This is a genomic window from Rhodococcus sp. 06-418-5 (assembly GCF_002258285.1).
Classification (GTDB): Bacteria; Actinomycetota; Actinomycetes; order Mycobacteriales; family Mycobacteriaceae; genus Rhodococcoides.
The window spans coordinates 345,473-367,218 of the sequence record NZ_NOYE01000031.1 but is presented as its reverse complement, the minus strand read 5'-3'; the positions used below and the strand labels follow the sequence as shown (position 1 = coordinate 367,218).

Genomic DNA, 21,746 nt, shown 5'->3' with positions numbered 1-21,746 from the left:
GGTCACAGAGTAGAACGCTCGGCAGCGGTGCGCAGTAGACCGGTGCGGTCGTGGCAGCCGAAGTACTCGAAGTACTGCTCGTCCGCCGCCGCGACGGTCACTTCGTGATAGAGCCTCAGGGCGGCTGCGGGGCCCATCGTCGACAGATACTTCAGCGCGGCACCGAAGATGGCCACGTGCGTCGGATGCGACTCGGCCCATTCCTCCAGATCGCTCAGGCTGCGCCACCAACTCATACCGAACGATTTGTCGGTATCGGTGCCGTCGTCGGTCACGACGGTCATGTACCGATTGGCGAAGCATCCGATGGCCAGTCCGTCGTCGCGGAGAAAGTCCATGCCGGCCCGCAATACCGGTTCGACGTCCCACAGGTACATCTCTCGTTCGGCCCCGGCGGTATCGGCCCAATCCTGCCCGGATCGGATGAGGCAGAGGTTCTCCTGCGGCACGATCCTGACTCTGTCGCCCTCGCGCACCACCCGAGGCTCCCCGCCGGGAGCAAGCGAGTCACTCTGCGACAACGGGATTCGATCTCGAACCCCGCCCCAGTAGGCATGCTCGAGGATGGTTCCACTGAGTGAATCGGTCAGAGTGGCAACACCTTCCATTCGTCCGGTGGACGAGAACAGTGTCTCGTAACGGTCGACGGTCGGTCTGATGATCTCGACGAAGCGGCCTCGGACGCTCGTCCAGTGCCGGCCGACGGTGTCGAACCAGCGGTCGAAGGCGGCCACGTCGTCCCAGTAGCCGATGAACACCGTCGTGTCGATGCCCTCCTCGTCGGTGTAGCGCGCCCGGTCCGTCCGGGGTGGGCCGTCGTCACCCCACGGGGAGGCGTCGGGTACGCCCTGTATTCCGAAGTAGCCCATCACGACTCGCTCGGTCGATACCGGAAAGCGAGCGACGTACGACGGGAAGGGCGGCTGGTAGCTCTCGGGTGTTCTGCGCGGACACGACCGTGGAACGACGAGGTGATCGGGTATCGCGGATTCGAGCTCAGACACGGGCGGCGTCCTCGTCGTGAGCGAGCTGCTCGGTGATCTCGAGCCGTACCTCGGCGGCGACGTCCACGGTGGAGTCGTAGCGCGCGTTCGCGACTGGCTGCGCACCCGACACGACGCGGTCGCCGGGAGTCTTGTCGAGCCACAGTCTCGTCACGTCCGGACGCGAGTAGTGGCCGGCCGGGTCGGCGGCGGCCTTGGCGATGGAAATCAGGCTGGTGTCGATGTCGGCGAACACCAGGCCTTCGGCCTCGGGGGCGAGCGGTTCGTGCATCAATTGGCCGTCGGGAGCGAAGATGCGTGCATGACCGCCGCCCGCGGTGAGCATCGCGCGCTTGGCGTCGTCGGTGCACATGATGTCGATCATCTCGGGCGAGACCGTCGCGCACGGACTGACGACGAAACAGCCGCCTTCGACGGCGTAGATGCGGCTGGCGGCCGTATTGACCTCTGGCCCGAGGGCGTAGGCCGCTCCGGTATAGAGCGAGAAGCTGGGCCAGGCTCCGATGTGAACCTGCTCGTTCTGTGCGTACATCGCGTACTTCGACAGCGGCTGCAAGTGCTCCCAGCAGCACAGTGCGCCGACGCGTCCGAGGTCCGTGTCGTACACCGACAGATCCGATCCGTCGCCCTCGCCGTAGACGGTGCGTTCGACGTGAGTCGGCTTGAGCTTGCGACGCATAGCGACGGTCTTGCCTTCCGCGTCGATGATCCACTGGGCGATGTAGAGACTTGCCTTGTATCGCTCGCTCAGGCCCATCACGACCATGATGTGATTGTCTTTGGCAGCCTGCGCAATTCGAGCTGCTTGCGGAGTTCCGTACTCGAGCGAGTTGTCGAAATAGCGCTGTGTGAACTGAAATCCCCATGCCGGGGCGTCGAGCCAGATGTACCAGGGGTAGCCGGGCAGGTAGGTCTCTGGAAACGCGACGAGCTCGGCTCCGGCGCGAGCTGCGTCCTCGATCAGGCCGATCGCCTTGTCGATCGAGGCGTCGAGATCGAGAAAGATCGGCGCGGCCTGGACTGCTGCGGCGCGGAACTGATGGTGGTTCATGGACGGGCCTTTCGTTGGGAGTGCCCCAGTTTTGCCTGCTGAAAGGCCATTCGATGGCCTCGAAGTGTCGGAAAAATTGACTCTCCGTCGCACGGTCGGATACCGAAACATTGCGGTAACCGGGACCTCAAGTGTGGACACACGATCGTCACGCGTGGAGCTCGATGGGCGGTGCGCATCTGCCGCACAATGTGTGCGCGATCACACAAGACCTTCTCGTAGGCACGGGCGCAGTCTGGAGCAGACACGCCACAGGTGCCGCGATCGGCACCCGAGAAGGAGCCAGCAAACATGACTGCACTACAGGAATCGGCCGCACCGTCGTTGCCGACCGGCACCGCCACCGAGCTCTACATCGCCGGGCAGTGGCGCGGCGCATCCGACGGTGGCACCTTCACCGACATCAACCCCACGACGGAACAGCCCCTGGCCGAGGTTGCTGCGGCTACCGCGTCGGACGTCGATGCAGCGGTGCGCGCGGCCCGGGCCCAGCTCGGTGGTGAGTGGGGCGCGACTCCTGGAGCAATCCGCGGGAAGCTGCTCAACCGGATTGCCGATCTCATCGAGCGCGACGGCGACCTGCTCGCTCGACTCGAGGCCCTCGACGTCGGCAAGCCGGTGGGTCAACCGGCGATGCTCGACATTCCCAATGCAGCAGCCACTTTCCGGCACTTCGCCGGCTGGGCAGACAAGATCACCGGCAGCTCCATTCCCACTGCGGGATACTTCGGGCAGCCGACGCACTCGTACACCGTTCGCGAGCCCGTCGGCGTGATCGGCATGATCGTTCCCTGGAACACCCCGTTGATGATCGCCGGGTGGAAGCTCGCACCTGCCCTGGCGGCGGGGAACACCGTGGTGATCAAGCCGCCGGAGGACGCCCCGCTGTCGATCCTGCATCTGGCGCGTCTGATCGACGAGGCGGGCGTACCTGCGGGAGTTGTCAATGTCCTTCCGGGACTGGGAGAAGTGACCGGCGACGCGCTGGTCGGTCACCCGGACGTCGACAAGATCAGCTTCACCGGAAGTCCTCGAGTCGGCAAGCTCATCGCAAAGAAGGCTGCCGACACGTTCAAGCGGACCACCCTCGAACTCGGCGGCAAGTCGCCGCAGATCATCCTCGAGGACGCGGACCTCGAGGCAGCGATCAACGGAACCGCGATGGGCCTGTTCTTCAACCAGGGCCAGGTGTGTGCGGCCGGCACCCGAGTGTTGGTGCATCGCTCGCTGTACTCGCAGGTGGTCGACGGTCTGGTCGCTGCGGCGTCGGCTCAGGTGGTGGGCGATCCCTTCGATCCGTCGACGACCATGGGCGCACTCGTCAACGCCACGCAGCGCGACAGCGTGCTGGGGTACATCCAGGCCGGACGCGACGGCGGTGCCCGAGTGGCGGCCGGAGGTGGCCGTCCCGACGGGGCCGGGTATTTCGTCGAGCCGACCATCTTCGCCGACGCCGACAACGGCATGAAGATCGCCCAGGAGGAGATCTTCGGGCCCGTCGGTACGGTGATTCCGTTCGATACCGCGGACGAAGCGATCCGCATCGCCAACGACACCGTGTACGGACTGGCCGCCTCGATCTGGACCCGCGACGTGTCGAGGGCGCACACCCTGGCCGCGCAGGTCCGCTCCGGCGCGGTATGGGTGAACGGTTGGGCGGCAATCGATCCCGCACTCCCGTGGGGCGGCATGAAGACCAGTGGCACGGGCCGTGAGCTCGGGTGGGCCGGTATCGAGGCCAACACCGAGGAGAAAGTCGTCACGATAGTTCTCTAGAGCTTGCGCAGGTGAGGAGAGCTGACGCAGGTGAGCGGAACTTCGTAGCAGGGGTCGAGGTTCCGCTCACCTGGGGTAACGCGGTGTTTACCGAAGGAAACTCGATTCGTAACGAGCAGGTCGCAAGATTTAGTTCAACGGACGTAGAACAACGTCCGAACGGATCGGAAGGCGATGATGACGATGCCCGAACCCTAGGTCCGCGCGGGGAGCCGCTACCGTAGGGCTGTGCCGAAGCTCGTGGATCACGACGAACGCCGCCGCGCGATCACCGCGGCAACCTGGCGTTTGATCGCTGCCAAGGGGATCGATGCCGCGAACATGCGGGATATCGCGACCGAGGCGGGATACACGAACGGCGCGCTGAGCCACTACTTTGCGGGCAAGGACGAGATTCTCCGAACCGCATTCGAGCACGTCTTCGAGGCGACGAACCGCCGTATCGACGAAGCCCTCGGCGAGGCAACAGGATTCGATGCCCTCCGCATCTTCTGCCGAGAAGTGATGCCGACGACCGACGAGACTCTGCTCGAGGCAAGAATTGCAGTCTCGCTGTGGCAGCGCGCGATGTACGACGAGCACATGGACGAGACCAACCGTCGGTCCCTGGTGTCGTGGCGGACGCGGATGGCAGAGTTTCTCGAGCAGGCTCGCGCGGAAGGCGATGCCGGCGACTTCGATGTCGATATCGCCGTCGAAACGTTGCTCAACATGATGATGGGTATGCAGATTCTCGGCGTGCTCACCCCTGATGACACCACCGCCGATCGGCAGTTCCAGATGCTCGATCGGTTCATAGCTCAGCTGTAACCACCCTGTGTGCGGGGGACTCGCGCCTTGCCGCATGCCTTCGTTATTCAACGTCTGTAGAGCCAACACCCGACCTCGAGGAACACCCATGCCAACCCTTACGCCCCACGCAATCGACCACGCCTTGTCGTTGCCCACCGAAGACGAGATCGCACAGGTTCGAGACATCGTCGATGCCGCCGGATTCGTCACGGCCGCAACCCGGTTCGTCTACGTCGGACTCGACGAACCGGACAAGTCCGAGCTGTACGTCGCCGAACCGACTACTCGACGCACCTATCGAGTGCTGCTGCACGACATCTCGACACCCGATGCCGTCGACCTTCTCGTCTCCCTCGACGACCGTCAGGTGATCGGCTCCACCCGGCTCGACGCGATCCGCGACGGTCAGATGCCGGTACTCGACGAGGAATTCGAGCTCGTCGAGAGCGTGCTGTCCACCGATCCCGCCTGGCTCGCTGCGCTGGCCGCCCGCGGACTGGACGTAGCCGATGTGCGAGTGGCACCCCTGTCTGCCGGGGTGTTCGACTACCCGGGGGAGCATGGCCGACGCATACTGCGCGGCTTGGCCTTTCGCCAGGACCACCCCGCGGATCACGCGTGGGCGCATCCGATCGACGGGTTGGTCGCGTTCGTCGACGTGATGAACCGGACGGTCGACAAGGTCGTCGATCTCGGCGCGGTCCCCATCCCCGAGGAATCGGGAAACTTCGATGATCTGTCCGTCACCGGTCCGCTCCGCACGACGCAGAAGCCGATCGAGATCACCCAACCCGACGGTCCGAGCTTCATGGTGCGGGGCAATCTCGTCGACTGGGAGAAGTGGTCGTTCCGAGTCGGTTTCGACGTCCGCGAAGGTTTGGTATTGCACCAGATCGGGTTCGAGGACGGCGGTACCGTTCGCCCGATCATCCATCGCGCATCGATCGCCGAAATGGTTGTGCCCTATGGTGATCCATCGCCGGTGCGGTCGTGGCAGAACTACTTCGACACCGGTGAGTACCTGGTGGGACGGTATGCGAACTCCCTCGAACTCGGCTGCGACTGCGTCGGGGACATCACGTATTTCGATGCTGTGATCGCGGACGAATTCGGCAATCCGAAGACGCTGACCAATGCCGTGTGCATGCACGAGGAGGACTTCGGGGTGCTGTGGAAGCACACCGATCTGTGGTCGGGTTCGCACGAGACCCGCCGCCAGCGCCGACTCGTGATCTCCTTCTTCACCACCATCGGCAACTACGACTACGGCTTCTTCTGGTACCTGTACCTCGACGGCACCATCGAATTCGAGGTCAAGGCAACTGGAATCGTCTTCACCTCCGGGCATCCCGGTGGTGACTACCCCTACGCAACAGAGATCGCCCCTGGACTCGGAGCGCCGTGTCACCAGCACCTGTTCAGCGCGCGACTCGACATGATGGTCGACGGCATCGGCAACTCCGTCGAGGAGGTCGAGACCCGCCGGGTGTCGATGGGGCCGGACAACCTGCACGGCAACGCCTTTGCCCTGCAACACACACTGCTCGCGACCGAATCCGAGGCCCAACGCGTCGCCGACGGCGCGGTCGGCCGCGTCTGGCACGTCACCAATCCCACCTCGCTGAGCCGGCTCGGAAAGCCCGTCGGATACACGCTGCACCCCGAGGGGCAGCCGCTGCTGCTGGCCGATGACAACTCGTCGATCGCGCGACGGGCCACGTTCGCCACCAAGCATCTCTGGGTGACGCAGTTCGACCGGAGCGAACGTTATGCCGCAGGCGATTTCGTCAATCAGCACCACGGGGGAGCGGGCCTGCCTGCATTCGTGGCATCGAACCGCAACCTCGTCGACGAGGACATCGTTCTGTGGCACACGTTCGGGCTCACCCATTTCCCGCGTCCTGAGGATTGGCCGATCATGCCGGTGGACTACACCGGGTTCACACTGAAGCCAGCAGGATTCTTCGACCGCAACCCCACCCTCGACGTGCCGCGCTCGACGTCTGCACACTGTGCCGTCTCCAGTTGCGCAGGCGGTGAGCAGAATGTCTGAGACACAGTCGAGTTCGGCAGGCACACTGCGCGGTTCCATCGGCGTCGTCGGGATAGTGTTCCTGGTCATCGCCGCTGCGGCGCCGTTGACCGCGATCGGTGGTGCTCTGCCGGTCATGATTGCGACAGGCAACGGTGCAGGTGCTCCGCTCGCCTACATCGTCGCGGCGATCGTCCTGCTGATCTTCAGCGTCGGCTACGCGGCCATGAGCCGTCACATGGTGGACACCGGTGCGTTCTACGCCTACGTGGAGAAGGGGCTCGGGAGAACCATGGGCCTCGGCGCGGCGGGTCTGGCGCTGCTGACCTATACCGCCATTCAAGCGGGCATCTACGGCCTCGCTGCATCGACCGTCGACAGCCTGGTCGTGAAGTACGGCGGTCCCGATCTTCCGTGGTGGGTCTGGGCGCTCGGGCTCGTCGCGATCGTGGCGCTACTCGGCTACCGCAGCATCGATCTCGGTGCCAAGGTGCTCGGGGTCCTGCTGGTGCTCGAGATCGGCATCATCGTGATCCTGTCGATCGCGGTGTTCGCCAAGGGCGGTGCCGCCGGCATCGACGTCGAATCCTTCACGCCCTCGGCCTTCTTCAGCGGATCCCCGGGAATCGCCCTGATGTTCGCCATTGCGTCGTTCATCGGTTTCGAGGCCACCGCGATCTACGGTGAGGAGGCACGTAATCCCACTCGGACCGTTCCGATCGCGACCTACGCCGCCGTCATCACCATCGGATTGGTGTATGCGGTGTCGAGTTGGGCCGTGGTACTCGCCTTCGGCAGTGCGTCCGTCGCGCAGGCCGCTGCCGACGACACGGCGGGATTGACCTTCACGGCTGCAGCCCAGTACTTGGGCCCGATGTCGGCGGACATCATGGAAATAATGTTGGTCACCAGTCTCTTCGCCGCCCTTCTCGCGTTCCACAACGCCATCGGCCGGTACGTCTTCGCGCTCGCTCGCAAAGGTGTCGCCCCGTCGATGCTGGCGCGCACCCACTCTCGGCACGGCTCCCCGCACCTGGGATCACTGTTCCAGACCGTCTCGGCGGCGGTGGTTCTCGTGGTCTTCGCGGCAGCAGGCGCCGACCCGGTGCTGGAACTGTTCACGTGGATGTCCGGACTTGCCACCGTGAGCATCCTGGTTCTGATGATCCTCACCGGAGGCGCGATCATCGCGTTCTTCCGTCGATCGACCGTCGATACGCGTACCTGGCACACCGTTGTCGCCCCGGCGCTCGGAACCGTTGGGTTGGTGGGGATTCTCGGTCTGGTGCTGGACAATTTCACACTGCTCATCGGCGGTTCAGGGGTGCTCGCCGCGCTGCTGTTGGTCGTCGTGGCGGTGTTCTTCGCGGCGGGAACGGTCACGGCGCGGATGACTCGGTGGCGCACTCCCGAATCCACGGCGGTCTGAGACCCGTGCTCATGACAGGGGCGATGATTCTCGGAGCGATCGGTGCGGTGCTGCCGGTCGTCGGACATCGAAGCCGTACCGGACGGATTCGTGTCGCACACCTGTGCATGGGCGTCGTGATGCTGGTGATGGCGATGTTCGGCATGGACGCCGCCATCGCGATTCCGGCGGGCCTCGCGCTCGTCGTCGCGGCTCTGTATGTGACCGGCAGTATTTCACCGACGTCGCCGTCCGGTCCGTGCGTCGTGGACCTGACCTGCATGGCGGTCCTACTGCTGCTGATGCCCTCGCTCCATACCCATTCGGCAACCGATGCAGGCTCCGCCGCGCCGATGCACCGGCACGGAGCCGGTCTCGATCCGAGGATCGCAGTTCTGGTTCTGCTGGTTGCATGGATCGCTCTGACAATCACCATGTTTCACCGGAGACGCTCGGAACGACCGGTGGCGGCCGGCTCCCTTCTCATGATCTTCGGAATGGCACCCGTAGCTTTCTGATTCCACTATCCAGGAGACAACAATGACTACAGCAGACATCGTCTATCGCAACGGCGCAGTGTTCGTCGTGGACTCGGAGTTCACGATCGCGAGTGCGCTCGCTATCGCCGACGGCGTGATCCTGGCCACCGGAACCGACGAAGACATGGACAAGTTCGTCGGGCCGCGCACCGTGACAATCGATCTCGCAGGTAAGACAGTTCTGCCGGGCATCAACGATTCGCACCTGCATGCGGTGGCCTTCGGATTGGACACACCGCCGCTGTCGCTGGACCTGAGCTTTCCGGCCGTCCGATCCATCGCCGACGTGGTCGACGCGGTGGCCGGTGCGGTGGCGAAGGCGGAGCCCGGTGAGTGGATCGTCGAAACAGGTTGGGACGAGGGATATCTGGACGAGTGCGTGTCCGATCCGGCGGTTCGACCGACTCGATTCGATCTGGATGCCGTTTCGCCCGACAATCCGGTGTTCCTGCAGGACTTCTCCCGCCATGTCTCGTGGGTGAACTCTGCCGCGCTCGAGCGGGCCGGCGTCGACGAGAAGACGGTGGTGCCGGACGGTGGAGTGATACCGACGGAGCCGTCCGGCCGCCTGATCGGCATCCTGCAGGAGGGTGCCCAGAGTCTCGTCCAGTCTGCTCTGCCGAAGCTCACACGCGAAAGGCGAACGGAAGCAGTGCGGTCCGCGATCTCCATCCTGCAGCGAGAAGGAATCACCAGTTTCACCGACCCGGCACTCGGGCCGGGCGGCGAAGATCTGGCCGGCGGTGCGATGGGTGAGGAGGGCCTGTCCATCTACGCCGACCTCGCCGCGTCGGGGGAGCTCGGGATTCGAGTCTCGGCCCTGATGCTTCCCACCGGAATGAGCGGAACAGCCGCGGAATTCGACCGCAACCTCAGCGCGATGGAGCCGCCGTCGACCGTGGATCCGCGCATGTTCAGGATCCTCGGCGTGAAGGTGTTCGCCGACGGTATTCCGCCCAGCAAGACGGCATGGATGCACCAGGAGTACGTCGGCGGCGGCTGCGGGTCACTGTGCGTGGGCGGTGACACCGACGAGCGTCGGGTACACGAGGTGACCGAGATGATTCGGGTCGGACACGAAGCGGGGCATCAGATCGGCGTGCACGTCACCGGTGATCGAGCCATCGATACGGTTGCCGACGCGTTGATCGCGGCACAGACGTCCCATCCGCGTGACGATGCGCGGCACTACCTCATTCACGGAGACTTCATCAGTGCGCAGACACTCGCGCTCCTGGCCGAGCACAATATCGGCGTCAACATGAACCCCACGATCAAGTGGACGATCGCCGATCTCGAAGAGGGTGTCGTCGGCGTCGAGAGAGCGGCGTACGAGTGGCCGTACCGAAGTGCCGTCGAGTCGGGAGTGGCACTGATGAGCTCGTCCGATGCGCCGGTCACCACACCGGACTGGAGGCAAGGCATCTCGACGATGATGCTGCGGGAGAGCCGGGCGTCGGGCAGAGTCAGCGGGCCGGAGCAGACCATCGGTTTGGCCGACGCGATCCGCACGTACACGATCAACGCAGCGTGGCAGGACTTCGCCGAGGATTGGAAGGGCTCGCTCGAACCGGGAAAGGTGGCCGACCTGTGTATTCTCGACGGTGACCTCGCTGCGATGGATCCGCACGACATTCCTTCGGTGCCCGTTGTGTCGACCGTGGTCGGGGGTGTGGAGGTCTACAGCGCCTCCACGTGGGTTCGCCACTGAACGAGGGCGCGTCTGACCCAGAATGTGTGCGCTCAGTGACATGTTTCCGTCGCGACGATCGGCGACTGTTGTGTCGACGGTCACAACAGAAAGAGGGAGCGCATGTCGACGGATTACATCGTAGTGGGAGCAGGATCAGCGGGAAGTGTCATCGCCAGGAGGCTGCTCGATGCCGGTCACACCGTGCACGTGATCGAGGCCGGACCTGTGGATACCGATCCGGCGATCCACTCACCGCAGGGCTGGCCGACGCTGTTGGGCGGCTCGCAGGACTGGGGACTGTTCACCACTCCGCAGAAGCACGCCAACGATCGACGGATTTTCTGGCCGCGCGGACGCGTACTCGGCGGCAGCTCGTCCCTCAACGGAATGATCTACGTACGAGGGCATTCCAGCGACTACGACGGGTGGGCGTGCGCGACCGGCGATGCCGGGTGGGCCTGGGAGAACGTGCTGCCGCTGTTCAAGCGTTCGGAGTCACACGAACTCGGGGCCAACGAGTTCCACGGCGGCGACGGGCCACTGCCGGTGTCCATCATGGGTACCCCGCATCCGCTGGCGGCCGCCTTCGTCGATGCGGCAGTCGAACACGGGCACAAGCTGATCGACGACTTCAACGCCGACGAGATGGTGGGTGCCGGCTACAACCACACCACCACTCGCGACGGTGAACGAATGAGTGCGTGGAAGAGCTTCGTCGGCCCGGTGCTGGACAACCCCGATCTGACCGTCACCACCGGGGCCCTCGTTCACAAGGTGGTGCTCCAGAACGGCCGTGCGGTGGGAATCGAGTACAGCCGCGGGGGTTCCGAGGTGGAGCGCTCGTTCGCGGAACACGAGGTGATCCTCTGCGGTGGAGCTCTCGGATCACCGAAGACGTTGCTGCTCAGTGGAATCGGACCCGCCGCGCACTTGGCCGAACTCGGGATCGACACGGTCGTGGACCTGCCGGGTGTTGGCGAGAATCTGCACGACCACCTGCTGCTGAGCAACATCTACGAGTCCCTCGAGCCGCTCGCAGCCGGTACGAACAATCTGCTCGAGGCGCAGCTCTACGCCCGCAGCAATGGATGGGCCGGCGCTGCACCGGATCTGCAGCCCCTGTTCATGCACATTCCGTACCCGGCAGACGGATACCCGGTGCCCGAGAACGGTTACACCATCGCACCCGGCATCGTCGCTCCCCGCTCGCGCGGGACGTTGCGGTTGGCGTCCTCGGACCCGAGTGAACTGCCACTGGCGGATCCGAACATTCTGGCCGACCCGTACGACCTGGAAGCGATGGTCGACGCGGTGGAGATCTGCCGTGAGATCGGTGCCTCCGACGCGTTCGCGCCGTGGCGGAAGGCCGAGGTGGTTCCGGGGCCGAGTGCGCGCACACGCGACGACCTGCGGGCCTATGTTCGACAGACCGCCGGCACGTACCACCATCAGGTCGGCACCTGCAAGATGGGTGCGGACTCGGATCCCAATGCTGTTGTCGGAGCAAATCTTCGAGTGCGTGGCGTCGAAGGGCTGCGGGTCGCGGACGCGTCGATCATGCCCACCGTGCCGTCGGGCAACACCAACGCGCCGTCGATCATGGTGGGTGAGCGGGCCTCGGATCTGATTCTGGGGAGCTAGACCGTACGGGCGGGGCCTGCGGAGGATGCGCCGGCCCCGCTCAGCCGGTGCGGTACTCCCGCGGCGACATCCCGTACGTCTCCTTGAACAGTTTCGAGAAGTTCGAGGAATCGATCAAACCATGGCGCGCACAGATGGTTCCGATGCTGTCCGCGGCGAATCGAGGGTCGCGGAGATCGCGATGGCAGCGATCGAGCCGCCTGGATCTGATCCATCCGGCCACCGTGCGACCGTCGGACTCGAAGAGCTTCTGTAGGTAGCGCGTCGAGATGTGCAGGCGCGCAGCGAGAGAGGCCGTGGACAGCGAGGGATCGGACAGGTGCGATTCGACGAGGCCCTTGGCCTCGATCAGCAGTGTCGAACCCGGAGCCTCGTGGGGTGCTGCGTCGTCGAGAGCGGCACCGAGAAGATCGAGTACCGCGTGCTCGAGCATCGGCGTGGTGGGCAGAGTGCCGTCGAGGGCGTTGCGGCGCAGGGTATGCAGAAAAGGCGACACCAACGCGCCCACGCCGCGGGCACCCTCGATGCACCGCGCCGCCACAGTGGTCAGTTCACGAGAGTCGATACGCAGTTCTCGACGCGGGAACATCACGACGAACATCTCGAAATTGCCGGCGAAATGCAGCTCGTACGGGGCGCTGGTGTCGTACACCGCGAAGTCACCCGGGTTCAGCACGGCCTCGCGCTCGTTCTGAACGATCGTGCCGCGCCCCGTCAGCTGAAGACCGACCTTGATCAAGCCCGGATCGGACCGCCGGATGGTCGCGCGGGTCCGCCGGACGTCGACCTCGCGGCCGGTCACCTCGCTCAGTTGCAAGGCCCCCAGCGTCGACGACACCAGCGTGCCCTCGAACGACGACGGCCCGGTGGACACAGCGTCCAACGGCACGAACGCCGTCGAGACGTTCTCGCGCCATTGCTCGAAACTCTGTGCCACCGGGCTCATGTCATACGGCGGGACGGTTGTCGATCAGACGGCGAGCCTTGCCGATGGAACGCTCGAGGGCCGCGGGTGCGACGACGTCGACCGCAACGCTCACGCCGATGCGATCCTTGACGAGCTTCTTCAGTGTCGCCGCTGCTGGTGCGTGCGAGTCGAGTGCGGCGTCGGGGCGGGCCTCGACGAGAACGGTCAACGAGTCCATGCGGCCTGCCCTCTCGAGCACGCACTGGAACTGCGGTGCCAGCACGGGCACGGTCAGGATCAGCTCTTCGATCTGCGTCGGGAAGAGGTTGACGCCGCGCAGAATGATCATGTCGTCGGTGCGACCGGTGACCTTCTGCATCCGACGCATCGTGCGGGCCGTGCCCGGCAGCAGTCGCGTCAGATCGCGGGTGCGGTACCGGATGATCGGCATCGCTTCCTTGGACAACGACGTGAACACCAGTTCACCCTCCTCGCCGTCGGGCAGGACTTCGCCGGTCACCGGGTCGATGACCTCCGGGTAGAAATGATCCTCCCAGATGTGGAGTCCGTCCTTGGTTTCGACGCATTCCATCGCGACGCCAGGCCCCATCACCTCGGACAGGCCGTAGATGTCGACGGCGTCCATGTCGAGAGTCTTCTCGATCTCCTTGCGCATCTCCTCGGTCCACGGCTCCGCGCCGAAGACACCGGTCTTCAGTGAGGTCTTGGCCGGGTCGATGCCCTTCTTGATCATCGCGTCCACGATCGTGAGCATGTACGACGGTGTGACCATGATGGCGTCGGGCTCGAAGTCCTCGATGAGCTGGATCTGACGATCGGTCATACCGCCGGACATCGGAATGACGGTGCAGCCCAGACGTTCCGCGCCGTAGTGCGCGCCGAGGCCGCCGGTGAACAGTCCGTAGCCGTAGGCCACGTGCACCTTGTCGGACGGCTTCACCCCGCCGGCACGAAGGCTGCGAGCGATGAGGTCGGCCCAGTTGCTGATGTCGTTCGCGGTGTAGCCGACGACGGTGGGTCGGCCGGTGGTTCCCGAGGACGCGTGAATGCGCGAGACCTGGTTCTGCGGGACGGCGAACATGCCGAACGGGTAGTTCTCCCGCAGATCGGCCTTGGCGGTGAACGGGAACTTCGCCAGATCCGACAGGTCCTTCAGATCGGTCGGATGCACCCCCGCGTCGTCGAAGGCCTTCTTGTAATGAGCAACGTTGTCGTACGCATGCTGCAGTGACCACTGCAGGCGCTCCAACTGCAGGGTGGAGATCCGATCGCGAGACGCGAACTCGATATCGGGGGTATCGGTGGGGGCGGACAGCACACTGGTCATGATTGCTCTCTCGTGTCTCAGGCGTCGAAGTCGACGGTCACGGTGTCGCTGAGGGGGAAGGTCTGGCAGGTGAGCACGAAGCCGGCAGCGACCTCGTTGTCTTCGAGGGCGTAGTTGCGGCGCATGTCGACCTCGCCGAAGGTGACCTTCGCGCGGCAGGTGCCACACACGCCGCCCTTGCACGCGAAGGGGAGATCGGAGCGCAGCTGCTCACCGGAATCGAGGATCGACTCGTCCTGGGGGAGAGTGCCCGTCACGGAGCGGCCGTCGAGGGTGATCGTGACCTCGCTGCTCGGTCCGGTCACGCCGGGTTCGCGATGCTTCTCCTGGGGTGGCGGAACATCGTCGACGTAGAAGAGTTCGGCATGGACGTTGTCCTTGGCCACGCCGAGATCGCCGAGTACCTGCTGGGCGTCGGTCACCATTCCGAACGGACCGCACAGCCAGAAGTGATCGATCTCGGGGGTCGCGACGACGGAGTCGAGTATCTCGCGCAACCGGTCGGCGTCGAGTCTTCCGCTGAACAGTTCGACCTCGCGCGGTTCCCTGGACAGGACGTGAATGACGTCGAACCGGCTGCCGTACTGATCCTTGAGATCGGCGATCTCCTCGGCGAACATCACCGATCTGGTACGCCGATTGCCGTACAGCAGAACGACTTCGGCGTCGGGGTTCGCCAACACCGAAGCGGCGATCGAGAGCATCGGGGTGATGCCCGAGCCGGCTGCGATGAGCACGTGTCGGCCGCCTGCGGCCGGGTCGGCGTGAAAACTACCGCTCGGGCCCTGGACGTCGATTCGATCGCCTGCCTTGACGTCGTGGACCAACCACGAGGAGAACAGGCCGTCGCTCACCTCCCGCACACCGACGCGGGGACGCGCGCCCACCGGTGCGCAGATCGAGTAGGAGCGACGGTGCTCGACGCCGTCCACCGTGCGGCTGAGCATCAGGGATTGCCCTGGGCGAAAGTCGAATTCGTCCGTGAGGTGTTCTGGCACGTCGAACGTGACGGCGACGGCGTCGTCGCACAGTGACTCGACATCCGCGACGGTCAACGTGTGAAAAGGCTTGTTCCGCAGATTCTTCTGTACGGGTTCAGCGGTGACGGTCATCAAATTTCCTTCACGTGGTCGAAGGGCTCGAGGCAGTCGTCGCACCGGTACTGGGCTTTGCAGAGGGTGGCACCGAACTCGGAGGTGAGGCGGGTATTGGTGGAAGTGCACTGGGGGCAGGCGATCTGCCGCGGCTTCACTGTCAGGGTCAACGGGACCGGACCACTCGTCCGCGCCGGGGCGGGGCCGGGTACGGAGTAGCCGGCTTCGCGAAGCTTGCGCAGGCCCTCCTCGGAGATCCAGTCGGTGCTCCACGCGGGGGAGAGGCTGGTGACGATCTCGACCTCGGAGTAGCCGTGGTCGGTGAGCTTGTGCGCGATGTCGTCGCGCATCGTCGCCATCGCCGGGCATCCTGAGTACGTCGGTGTGATCGTGACGAGCACACTGCCGTTCTCGCGTACCTCGACGTCGCGCAGGACGCCGAGGTCGTCGAGAGTGAGCAGCGGCATCTCGGGATCCATGACGGTGGCGGCGATCTCGCGTGCCGTTCGTTCGAGAGTGGTCACCAGACTCCCTCCGGATGCGCTCTCGCCACGACCTGCATCTCGGCGATCAGCGGCCCGAATGCCTCGGTGTGGATACCTCGCCTGCCTCCACGGCCGCCGATGGTGCCCACGGACTTGCCCTCGGGTGCCTCCAACTCGGCGGCGTGCAGCACCTGTGCCAGAACGGAATCGAACTCCTCGCGCACGTCGCGTGGGTCGACGCCGACACCGACCTTCGCGAGTGCGATTTCCTCGTCCGTCGGCACGAACAGTTCGGAGACGTACGGCCAGATCCGAGCCACCGCGTCGCGGACGCGTCGCTTCGATTCCTCCGTGCCGCAGCCCAGAGTGACGACCCAGCGTGCCGAGTAGTCGCGGTGGTACGTCAGCTCTTTGACGCCCTTGTTCGCAACCGCGGCGAGAACGGGATCGCGGGAATCCTGCAGCCGGGTGAAGAGTGCGAGACGCCACGTCGAGAACACCAGAAGGCGCACCTGAGATTTGGCGAAATCACCGTTGTCGAGCTCGGTGAGTCGTACGTTCCGGAAGTCGGCCTCGTCGCGGAAGAACGTGAGCGCGTCCTCGGCCGGCGCGGGGGAGGTGTCCGAGATGAACGGCACGACCGTCGGGTCGGCTTTGGCGGCGCGGGCCAGCAGTAGCCGGGCCTGGCCGAGGAGATCGAGGCCGACGTTGGCCAGTGCCACTTCCTCTTCGAGTTCCGGTGCGCGGGTGCTCCACTCGGCCAGGCGCTGTGAGCTGATCAGCGCATCGTCGCCGAGCATGAGGCAGTACGCGGCAAGGGCTTTCAGGTCGACGTCGTCGGGCACGGTGGTGTCGACTCCGGCGAGCGGGTCGTCGAAGCTCGTCCCGAATGCCCACTGCCCGTGCGAATCCTCGTCGACGAGGCCCTCGTAGGCGCTGTCGTGATCAGTCATGAGTGCGTGTCCTCTTGAAGTGTGGGTCTCACATGTGGGGAACGTTGTCGGGGATCTCGTAGAACGTCGGGTGGCGGTACACCTTGTCGCCACTCGGAGCGAAGAACGGATCCTTCTCCGACGGCGACGACGCGACGATCGAGTTGGACGGAACCACCCAGATGCTGACGCCTTCGTTGCGTCGGGTGTAGACGTCGCGAGCATGCCGCAGCGCCATGTGGTCGTCGGCGGCGTGCAGCGATCCGACATGCACGTGGTTCAGGCCGCGCTTGCCGCGCAGGAACACCTCGTACAGGGGCCAATCTGCCTTGACGGCTTCCCTTTTCGGCTCGACCGGAACACCCTCGGTGGGCACCGCTCCGTGGCCGCCCTCGGCGGTGAATTCGGTCATGATGCTGCGTTCCTTTCGGCGAATGCGGTTGCGGCCTCACGGACCCAGGCTCCGCCGTCGTGAGCTGCGCGCCGGTTCGCGATGCGCTCGACGTTGGAGGCACCGTTGCCCTTGATCACCTGCATGAACTCTGACCAGTCGGGCTCGCCGAAATCGTGCGACTTGCGCTCCTCGTTCCACTTCAGGTCCGGGTCGGGGAACGTGACGCCCAGGGCCTTCGCCTGCGGGATGGACATGTCGACGAAGCGTTGGCGCAGTTCGTCGTTGGTGTGGCGCTTGATGCCCCACTTCATCGACTGCTCGGTGTTGGGGGACTCGTCGTCCGGCGGGCCGAACATCATCAGAGCCGGCCACCACCAGCGGTTGACTGATTCCTGAACCATGGCGCGCTGTTCGTCGGTGCCGCGCATCATCGTGGCGAGCAGTTCGTAGCCCTGTCGCTGATGGAACGACTCCTCTTTGCAGACGCGGATCATCGCGCGTGCGTACGGGCCGAAGCTGCTGCGGCACAAGGGAACCTGGTTGCAGATCGCTGCACCGTCGACGAGCCAGCCGATGGTGCCCACGTCGGCGTACGTCAGGGTGGGGTAGTTGAAGATCGAGGAGTACTTCTGCTTGCCCTCGATGAGCTTGACCGTCAGATCGGCGCGGTCTGCACCGAGCGTCTCGGCGGCGGAGTACAGGTAGAGGCCGTGGCCGGCTTCGTCCTGCACCTTGGCCATCAGGATCGCTTTGCGGCGCAGTGACGGCGCACGGGTGAGCCAGTTGCCCTCCGGCTGCATACCGATGATCTCGGAGTGCGCATGCTGGGCGATCTGGCGGATGAGCGACTTGCGGTAGCCGTCGGGCATCCAGTCGCGGGGCTCGACGCGCTGTTCGCGGGCAACGGTGTCGTCGAACCCGTCCTGCAGCGTCTCGGCGTACAAGGTGTTTGACGTGGTCATAAGTCCTACTTTCATTACCGAATGATCGGTTGGTAACCAGTATGCCTCGAGTGCGGCTCCGCGCACAAGAGCGGCTGCGCCTCACGTGCGTGGAACTTCGTAGCATGGGTCGAGTTTCTGTTCACATGGGTCGTTCCGCAGGCTCCACTCCCGCTCACATGCCGACGAAGGAGGCTCTCTTTTTGGCAAGGAACGCGTCGACAGCCGCTTTGTGGTCCTGCGTCTGGCCCAGGGCGGTCTGCGCCTGCGCCTCGCGGTCCAGTGCGTCGGACAGTCCGGATCGAGCGATCAGTGCCTTGACCTGTTTGTAGGCCTGGGTCGGTCCGGATGCGAGTGACGCGGCCAGCGTGCGCGCAGTCTCGAGAACATCCGCATCGTCGACTACGCGATGCACTAGACCCCAGTCGAGGGCCTGCGGGGCGGTGACCTTGTCGCCGAGCAGCATCAGACCCGCGGCCCGGCTCGATCCCAGTGCCTCGACCAACGTGGAGCTCAATCCAGAGTCACTGGCCAGGGCGATGCCGGTGAATGCCGTCGCGAACGACGACTTGGTGCCGGCCACTCGGATGTCGCCGGCCAGTGCGATCCCGAGACCTGCGCCGACGCATGCGCCGGGGATGGCCACGACGATCGGCACCTCGAGCGCTGCGAGCCCTCGGATGACCGGGTTGTAGTGCTCACTGACGGTATCCATCGCCGTGGCCGGATCGGCCTCGAGCGCGGTGACGTGCTCACCCAGATCCTGGCCGACGCAGAAGTTCTTGCCCTCGGCGGTGATCAATACGGCACGCACCTCGGGTGCGGCGGCGTTCTGAACGGCCTCCGCCAACGCGAGCTTCGTCGCGACGTCGAGGGCGTTGTGTGCCTCGGGGCGCGCTAGGGTGATGGTCGCCAGGCCGTCGGTGATGTCGAACCGTACCGTCATGCGTTCGTCCAATCGTGAAAGCCGCGACCGGACTTGCGTCCGATGTCGCCGCGAGCAACCATGTCTCGCAACAACTGCGGGGGTGTGAACCTGTCGCCGAGGGTCGACGCCAGGTGTTCTGCGATCGCGAGCCGAACGTCCAACCCCACGAGGTCGGTCGACCGCAGCGGGCCCATCGGGTGCTTGTAGCCGAGTTCCATGGCGCGATCGATGGATTCGGCGTCGGCGACGCCCTCCTCCAGCATCCGAATGGCTTCGAGTCCGAGGCAGACGCCGAGCCGTGACGTCGCAAAGCCGGGGGAGTCGTTGACGAGCACTTCGGTCTTGCCCAGGAGCGACACCCACTGCTGTACTCGCTCCACCACGTCCGCGGAGGTGGCAGGCGCGCGCACGATCTCGACGAGAGTCGACGCCGGAACCGGGTTGAAGAAGTGCATCCCGATGAAGCGGCTCGGATCACCCAGTGCTGCACCGAGTTCGGCGATGGAGATCGAGCTCGTGTTCGACGCGATGACGGTCTGGGGCCCGGCGATCTTGTCGACGAGAGCAAGCACCTCGACCTTGAGTGACGGGATCTCGGGAACGGCTTCGACAACCAGGTCGAGTTCGGCCGGGAGATCCGCGGGCCCGGCGACGGTGGAGACCCGGGCGAGAATCGCATTGGGATCCTCGCTGAGTTTGCCGCGCTCGTGCGCTCGGTCGAGTCCGGTGGAGACTCGTCCGAGGGCGGCCTGCTGGTCGGCGGCTTCGGCGATGACGACGTTCGAGCCGAGAGCCGCGAACACCTGGGCAATACCGGCGCCCATGCGTCCACCACCGACGACGGCCACGTTAGAGGGAACTGTCATTTCTTCTTCTCCAGAAATGCCGTCATTCGGCGTTGTTTGTCTTCGGTCTCGAACAGCACGGCCTGCGCGATGTCGTCGGCCCACGGGTGCGAACCGGGCGCATCGAGAATCTTCTTGGTCAGCTTCAGTGCCAACGGTGCTTGCTTGGCGATGCGATCCGCGAGGGAATGCGCTGCGGCCAAGGGCTCGTCGACGACGTCCAGCACCAGGCCGGAGCGGAGTGCCACCTCGGCGTCGAGCGTCCGGCCACCGAGGAGAACCTGCTTCGCGACGGACACTCCCACCAGTGTCGGTAACCGGTAGCTGGCCCCGGCGGCAGCCATGATGCCCAGGCCCGGTTCGGGATTGCCGAACACGGCCGTCGGCGACGCGATGCGGATGTCGCAGGCGTAGGACAACTCTGCTCCACCGCCGAGCGCGTAACCGCGCACTGCTGCGATCGTCGGCAGGGGCAGTGCGGCGATGCGGTCGAACAGGTTTCGGTTGATGCCGCGCAATGCGTCGTCGCGGGTGCGGGCCCGCAGCTGATTGATGTCGGCACCCCCGGCGAAGTGCTCGCCCGCGCCGGTCAGGATGACGATTCTCGGATCCTGCTCCACGAGCGCGCACACCTCGTGCAACTCGCCGATCATCTCGGAATCAATTGCGTTGCGTTGCTTCTCGCGACTCAGAGTGACGACAACGCGGTCCGTCAGCTCCTCGACGACGAGCGTGTTCACGGTGCCTCGATCAATATCGACACGCCTTGCCCGACGCCGACGCAGAGCGTCGCGAGTCCGCGGGACGCTTTCTCACGTTCCATCCGGCCCAACAGCGTCAACAGAATTCGAGCACCCGACGAGCCGAGAGGGTGTCCGAGGGCGATGGCACCGCCGTCGGCATTGACGATGTTCTCGTCGAGCTTCAGCTGGCGGATGACGCCGAGGGACTGTGCCGCGAAGGCCTCGTTGAGTTCGACGGCACCGAGATCCTCGACCGACCATCCTGCGCGGGTGAGCGCCTTCTGTGTGGAGGGCACCGGCCCGAGCCCCATGATGTGCGGCGCGATACCGGCACTCGCGCTGGTGACGATGCGTCCGCGCACCTCGAGGCCGTACTTGTTCACGGCCTCCTCCGATGCCACCACCAGTGCCGATGCACCGTCGGTGAACGGCGAGGACGTTCCGGCGGTGACGATGCCGTTCTTGCGGAACACGGTCTTCAGGGTGCCGAGCTTCTCCACAGTGGTTCCGCGTCGCGGCGTCTCGTCCTCGGTGACCTCGCCGCTCTTGGTCGTGACGGGCACGATCTCGTCGGCGAAGCGTCCGGCGTCCTGGGCGGCGACGGCACGCTGCTGACTGCGGAACGCGAAGGCGTCGGACTCCTCGCGGGTAATGCCCTCGCTGAGCGCGACCTCCTCGGCGGTTTCGCCCATCGACAGGGTGATCTTGGGATCGGTCCCCGCGTCGTGGGAGGCGAAGGTCGGATTGGTGAATCGCCAGCCGAGGGAGGTGTCGAAGATTTCTCCGGGTTTGGCCCACGCGGTTCCCGGCTTGGCCATGACCCACGGCGCGCGGGTCATGGACTCGACGCCACCGGCGACGATGATGTCGGCCTCACCGCTGCGAATGGTGCTGGCGGCATTCGCAACCGCAGTCAGTCCGCTCGCGCACAGGCGGTTGACGGTATATCCCGGCACCGTGTGGGGGAGTCCTGCGAGCAGAACCGCCATTCTCGCTACGTCTCGATTGTCCTCGCCTGCCTGGTTCGCGGCGCCCAGAATCACCTCGTCGATCCGGTCGACGGGCACACCCGCGCGTCGGACCGCCTCGGCGACGACCAGCCCGGCCAGATCGTCGGGGCGCACCGACGCCAGTGCTCCGCCGTAGCGTCCGTGCGGCGTGCGTGCGCCGGCCACGAGAAATACTTCGCCCAC

The 21,746-nt window shown here is 65.0% G+C and carries 20 protein-coding genes; 7 read left to right on the top strand and 13 right to left on the bottom strand.

The window, feature by feature from the left end:
* Positions 1 to 2 precede the first annotated feature (2 nt).
* Positions 3 to 1,004, bottom strand: coding sequence for a phenylacetaldoxime dehydratase family protein (locus tag CH274_RS23095; protein WP_094659037.1), 1,002 nt, complete (start codon positions 1,002 to 1,004; stop codon positions 3 to 5).
* Positions 997 to 2,055: a carbon-nitrogen hydrolase family protein gene (locus CH274_RS23090; RefSeq protein WP_094659036.1), complete on the bottom strand. Its 1,059-nt coding sequence runs from the start codon at positions 2,053 to 2,055 to the stop codon at positions 997 to 999. Before CH274_RS23090 ends, CH274_RS23095 begins: the two co-directional genes overlap by 8 nt.
* A gap of 291 nt (positions 2,056 to 2,346) precedes the next feature.
* On the opposite strand from CH274_RS23090, the gene styD reads away from it, so the two are divergent.
* The 7 genes from styD to CH274_RS23055 all read left to right on the top strand — a co-directional run bounded on the left by styD (position 2,347) and on the right by CH274_RS23055 (position 11,936).
* Complete coding sequence (styD, locus tag CH274_RS23085; protein ID WP_094659035.1) at positions 2,347 to 3,831, top strand: phenylacetaldehyde dehydrogenase StyD; 1,485 nt, start codon at positions 2,347 to 2,349, stop codon at positions 3,829 to 3,831.
* Positions 3,832 to 4,071: 240 nt separating this feature from the next.
* Positions 4,072 to 4,641: a TetR/AcrR family transcriptional regulator gene (locus tag CH274_RS23080; RefSeq protein WP_094659161.1), complete on the top strand. Its 570-nt coding sequence runs from the start codon at positions 4,072 to 4,074 to the stop codon at positions 4,639 to 4,641.
* Positions 4,642 to 4,729: 88 nt separating this feature from the next.
* The gene (locus tag CH274_RS23075) at positions 4,730 to 6,676 is read left to right on the top strand and encodes a primary-amine oxidase (protein WP_094659034.1); all 1,947 of its coding nucleotides are present in this window, start codon (positions 4,730 to 4,732) and stop codon (positions 6,674 to 6,676) included.
* Entirely contained in the window at positions 6,669 to 8,084 is a 1,416-nt protein-coding gene (locus CH274_RS23070; RefSeq protein ID WP_094659033.1) for an APC family permease, read from the top strand. Before CH274_RS23075 ends, CH274_RS23070 begins: the two co-directional genes overlap by 8 nt.
* Complete coding sequence (locus CH274_RS23065; RefSeq protein ID WP_143546630.1) at positions 8,054 to 8,581, top strand: hypothetical protein; 528 nt, start codon at positions 8,054 to 8,056, stop codon at positions 8,579 to 8,581. Before CH274_RS23070 ends, CH274_RS23065 begins: the two co-directional genes overlap by 31 nt.
* Before the next feature lie 22 nt (positions 8,582 to 8,603).
* Entirely contained in the window at positions 8,604 to 10,313 is a 1,710-nt protein-coding gene (locus tag CH274_RS23060; protein ID WP_094659031.1) for an amidohydrolase, read from the top strand.
* 102 nt (positions 10,314 to 10,415) lie between these two features.
* A complete protein-coding gene (locus tag CH274_RS23055; protein WP_094659030.1) occupies positions 10,416 to 11,936 on the top strand; it encodes a GMC family oxidoreductase in 1,521 nt (506 codons plus the stop codon).
* Between the two features lie 40 nt (positions 11,937 to 11,976).
* Here the strand turns inward: CH274_RS23055 and CH274_RS23050 are convergent, their stop codons facing one another.
* From CH274_RS23050 to CH274_RS23000, 11 genes are all read right to left on the bottom strand, one after another.
* Positions 11,977 to 12,882 carry a helix-turn-helix domain-containing protein gene (locus CH274_RS23050; RefSeq protein WP_032395429.1) on the bottom strand — a complete coding sequence of 302 codons (906 nt, stop codon included), beginning with the start codon at positions 12,880 to 12,882 and terminating at the stop codon, positions 11,977 to 11,979.
* Between the two features lies 1 nt (position 12,883).
* Positions 12,884 to 14,191 (bottom strand): phenylacetate--CoA ligase PaaK, encoded by a 1,308-nt coding sequence (paaK, locus tag CH274_RS23045; RefSeq protein WP_094631999.1) that lies wholly within the window; start codon positions 14,189 to 14,191, stop codon positions 12,884 to 12,886.
* Between the two features lie 17 nt (positions 14,192 to 14,208).
* Positions 14,209 to 15,303, bottom strand: a complete 1,095-nt coding sequence (gene paaE, locus CH274_RS23040) for a 1,2-phenylacetyl-CoA epoxidase subunit PaaE (protein ID WP_094646539.1) — start codon at positions 15,301 to 15,303, stop codon at positions 14,209 to 14,211.
* Positions 15,303 to 15,764, bottom strand: coding sequence for a 1,2-phenylacetyl-CoA epoxidase subunit PaaD (paaD, locus tag CH274_RS23035; RefSeq protein ID WP_068054497.1), 462 nt, complete (start codon positions 15,762 to 15,764; stop codon positions 15,303 to 15,305). Before paaD ends, paaE begins: the two co-directional genes overlap by 1 nt.
* Positions 15,765 to 15,805: 41 nt before the next feature.
* Positions 15,806 to 16,723, bottom strand: a complete 918-nt coding sequence (gene paaC, locus CH274_RS23030) for a 1,2-phenylacetyl-CoA epoxidase subunit PaaC (protein ID WP_032404450.1) — start codon at positions 16,721 to 16,723, stop codon at positions 15,806 to 15,808.
* Positions 16,724 to 16,751: 28 nt separating this feature from the next.
* The gene (gene paaB / locus CH274_RS23025; RefSeq protein WP_032404451.1) at positions 16,752 to 17,114 is read right to left on the bottom strand and encodes a 1,2-phenylacetyl-CoA epoxidase subunit PaaB; all 363 of its coding nucleotides are present in this window, start codon (positions 17,112 to 17,114) and stop codon (positions 16,752 to 16,754) included.
* Positions 17,111 to 18,058, bottom strand: coding sequence for a 1,2-phenylacetyl-CoA epoxidase subunit PaaA (gene paaA, locus CH274_RS23020; protein ID WP_094659029.1), 948 nt, complete (start codon positions 18,056 to 18,058; stop codon positions 17,111 to 17,113). The genes paaB and paaA overlap by 4 nt, the downstream gene beginning before the upstream one ends.
* A gap of 154 nt (positions 18,059 to 18,212) precedes the next feature.
* Positions 18,213 to 18,983, bottom strand: a complete 771-nt coding sequence (locus tag CH274_RS23015; protein ID WP_094659028.1) for an enoyl-CoA hydratase/isomerase family protein — start codon at positions 18,981 to 18,983, stop codon at positions 18,213 to 18,215.
* A complete protein-coding gene (locus CH274_RS23010) occupies positions 18,980 to 19,831 on the bottom strand; it encodes a 3-hydroxyacyl-CoA dehydrogenase family protein (protein ID WP_094659027.1) in 852 nt (283 codons plus the stop codon). The genes CH274_RS23015 and CH274_RS23010 overlap by 4 nt, the downstream gene beginning before the upstream one ends.
* Positions 19,828 to 20,550, bottom strand: a complete 723-nt coding sequence (locus CH274_RS23005) for an enoyl-CoA hydratase/isomerase family protein (protein ID WP_032404454.1) — start codon at positions 20,548 to 20,550, stop codon at positions 19,828 to 19,830. Before CH274_RS23005 ends, CH274_RS23010 begins: the two co-directional genes overlap by 4 nt.
* Positions 20,547 to 21,746 (bottom strand): thiolase family protein, encoded by a 1,200-nt coding sequence (locus CH274_RS23000; protein ID WP_094659026.1) that lies wholly within the window; start codon positions 21,744 to 21,746, stop codon positions 20,547 to 20,549. The genes CH274_RS23005 and CH274_RS23000 overlap by 4 nt, the downstream gene beginning before the upstream one ends.

What these genes read in the sequence shown, in the direction of transcription:
- paaD (WP_068054497.1), bottom strand. Translation starts at nt 15,764, where the DNA reads ATGGATCCCGAGATGCCGCTGCTCACTCTCGACGACCTCGGCGTCCTG.
- paaE (WP_094646539.1), bottom strand. Translation starts at nt 15,303, where the DNA reads ATGACCGTCACCGCTGAACCCGTACAGAAGAATCTGCGGAACAAGCCT.
- paaA (WP_094659029.1), bottom strand. Translation starts at nt 18,058, where the DNA reads ATGACCACGTCAAACACCTTGTACGCCGAGACGCTGCAGGACGGGTTC.
- CH274_RS23090 (WP_094659036.1), bottom strand. Translation starts at nt 2,055, where the DNA reads ATGAACCACCATCAGTTCCGCGCCGCAGCAGTCCAGGCCGCGCCGATC.
- paaC (WP_032404450.1), bottom strand. Translation starts at nt 16,723, where the DNA reads ATGACTGATCACGACAGCGCCTACGAGGGCCTCGTCGACGAGGATTCG.
- CH274_RS23060 (WP_094659031.1), top strand. Translation starts at nt 8,604, where the DNA reads ATGACTACAGCAGACATCGTCTATCGCAACGGCGCAGTGTTCGTCGTG.
- CH274_RS23015 (WP_094659028.1), bottom strand. Translation starts at nt 18,983, where the DNA reads ATGACGGTACGGTTCGACATCACCGACGGCCTGGCGACCATCACCCTA.
- styD (WP_094659035.1), top strand. Translation starts at nt 2,347, where the DNA reads ATGACTGCACTACAGGAATCGGCCGCACCGTCGTTGCCGACCGGCACC.
- paaB (WP_032404451.1), bottom strand. Translation starts at nt 17,114, where the DNA reads ATGACCGAATTCACCGCCGAGGGCGGCCACGGAGCGGTGCCCACCGAG.
- CH274_RS23075 (WP_094659034.1), top strand. Translation starts at nt 4,730, where the DNA reads ATGCCAACCCTTACGCCCCACGCAATCGACCACGCCTTGTCGTTGCCC.
- CH274_RS23010 (WP_094659027.1), bottom strand. Translation starts at nt 19,831, where the DNA reads ATGACAGTTCCCTCTAACGTGGCCGTCGTCGGTGGTGGACGCATGGGC.
- CH274_RS23055 (WP_094659030.1), top strand. Translation starts at nt 10,416, where the DNA reads ATGTCGACGGATTACATCGTAGTGGGAGCAGGATCAGCGGGAAGTGTC.
- CH274_RS23070 (WP_094659033.1), top strand. Translation starts at nt 6,669, where the DNA reads ATGTCTGAGACACAGTCGAGTTCGGCAGGCACACTGCGCGGTTCCATC.
- paaK (WP_094631999.1), bottom strand. Translation starts at nt 14,191, where the DNA reads ATGACCAGTGTGCTGTCCGCCCCCACCGATACCCCCGATATCGAGTTC.
- CH274_RS23050 (WP_032395429.1), bottom strand. Translation starts at nt 12,882, where the DNA reads ATGAGCCCGGTGGCACAGAGTTTCGAGCAATGGCGCGAGAACGTCTCG.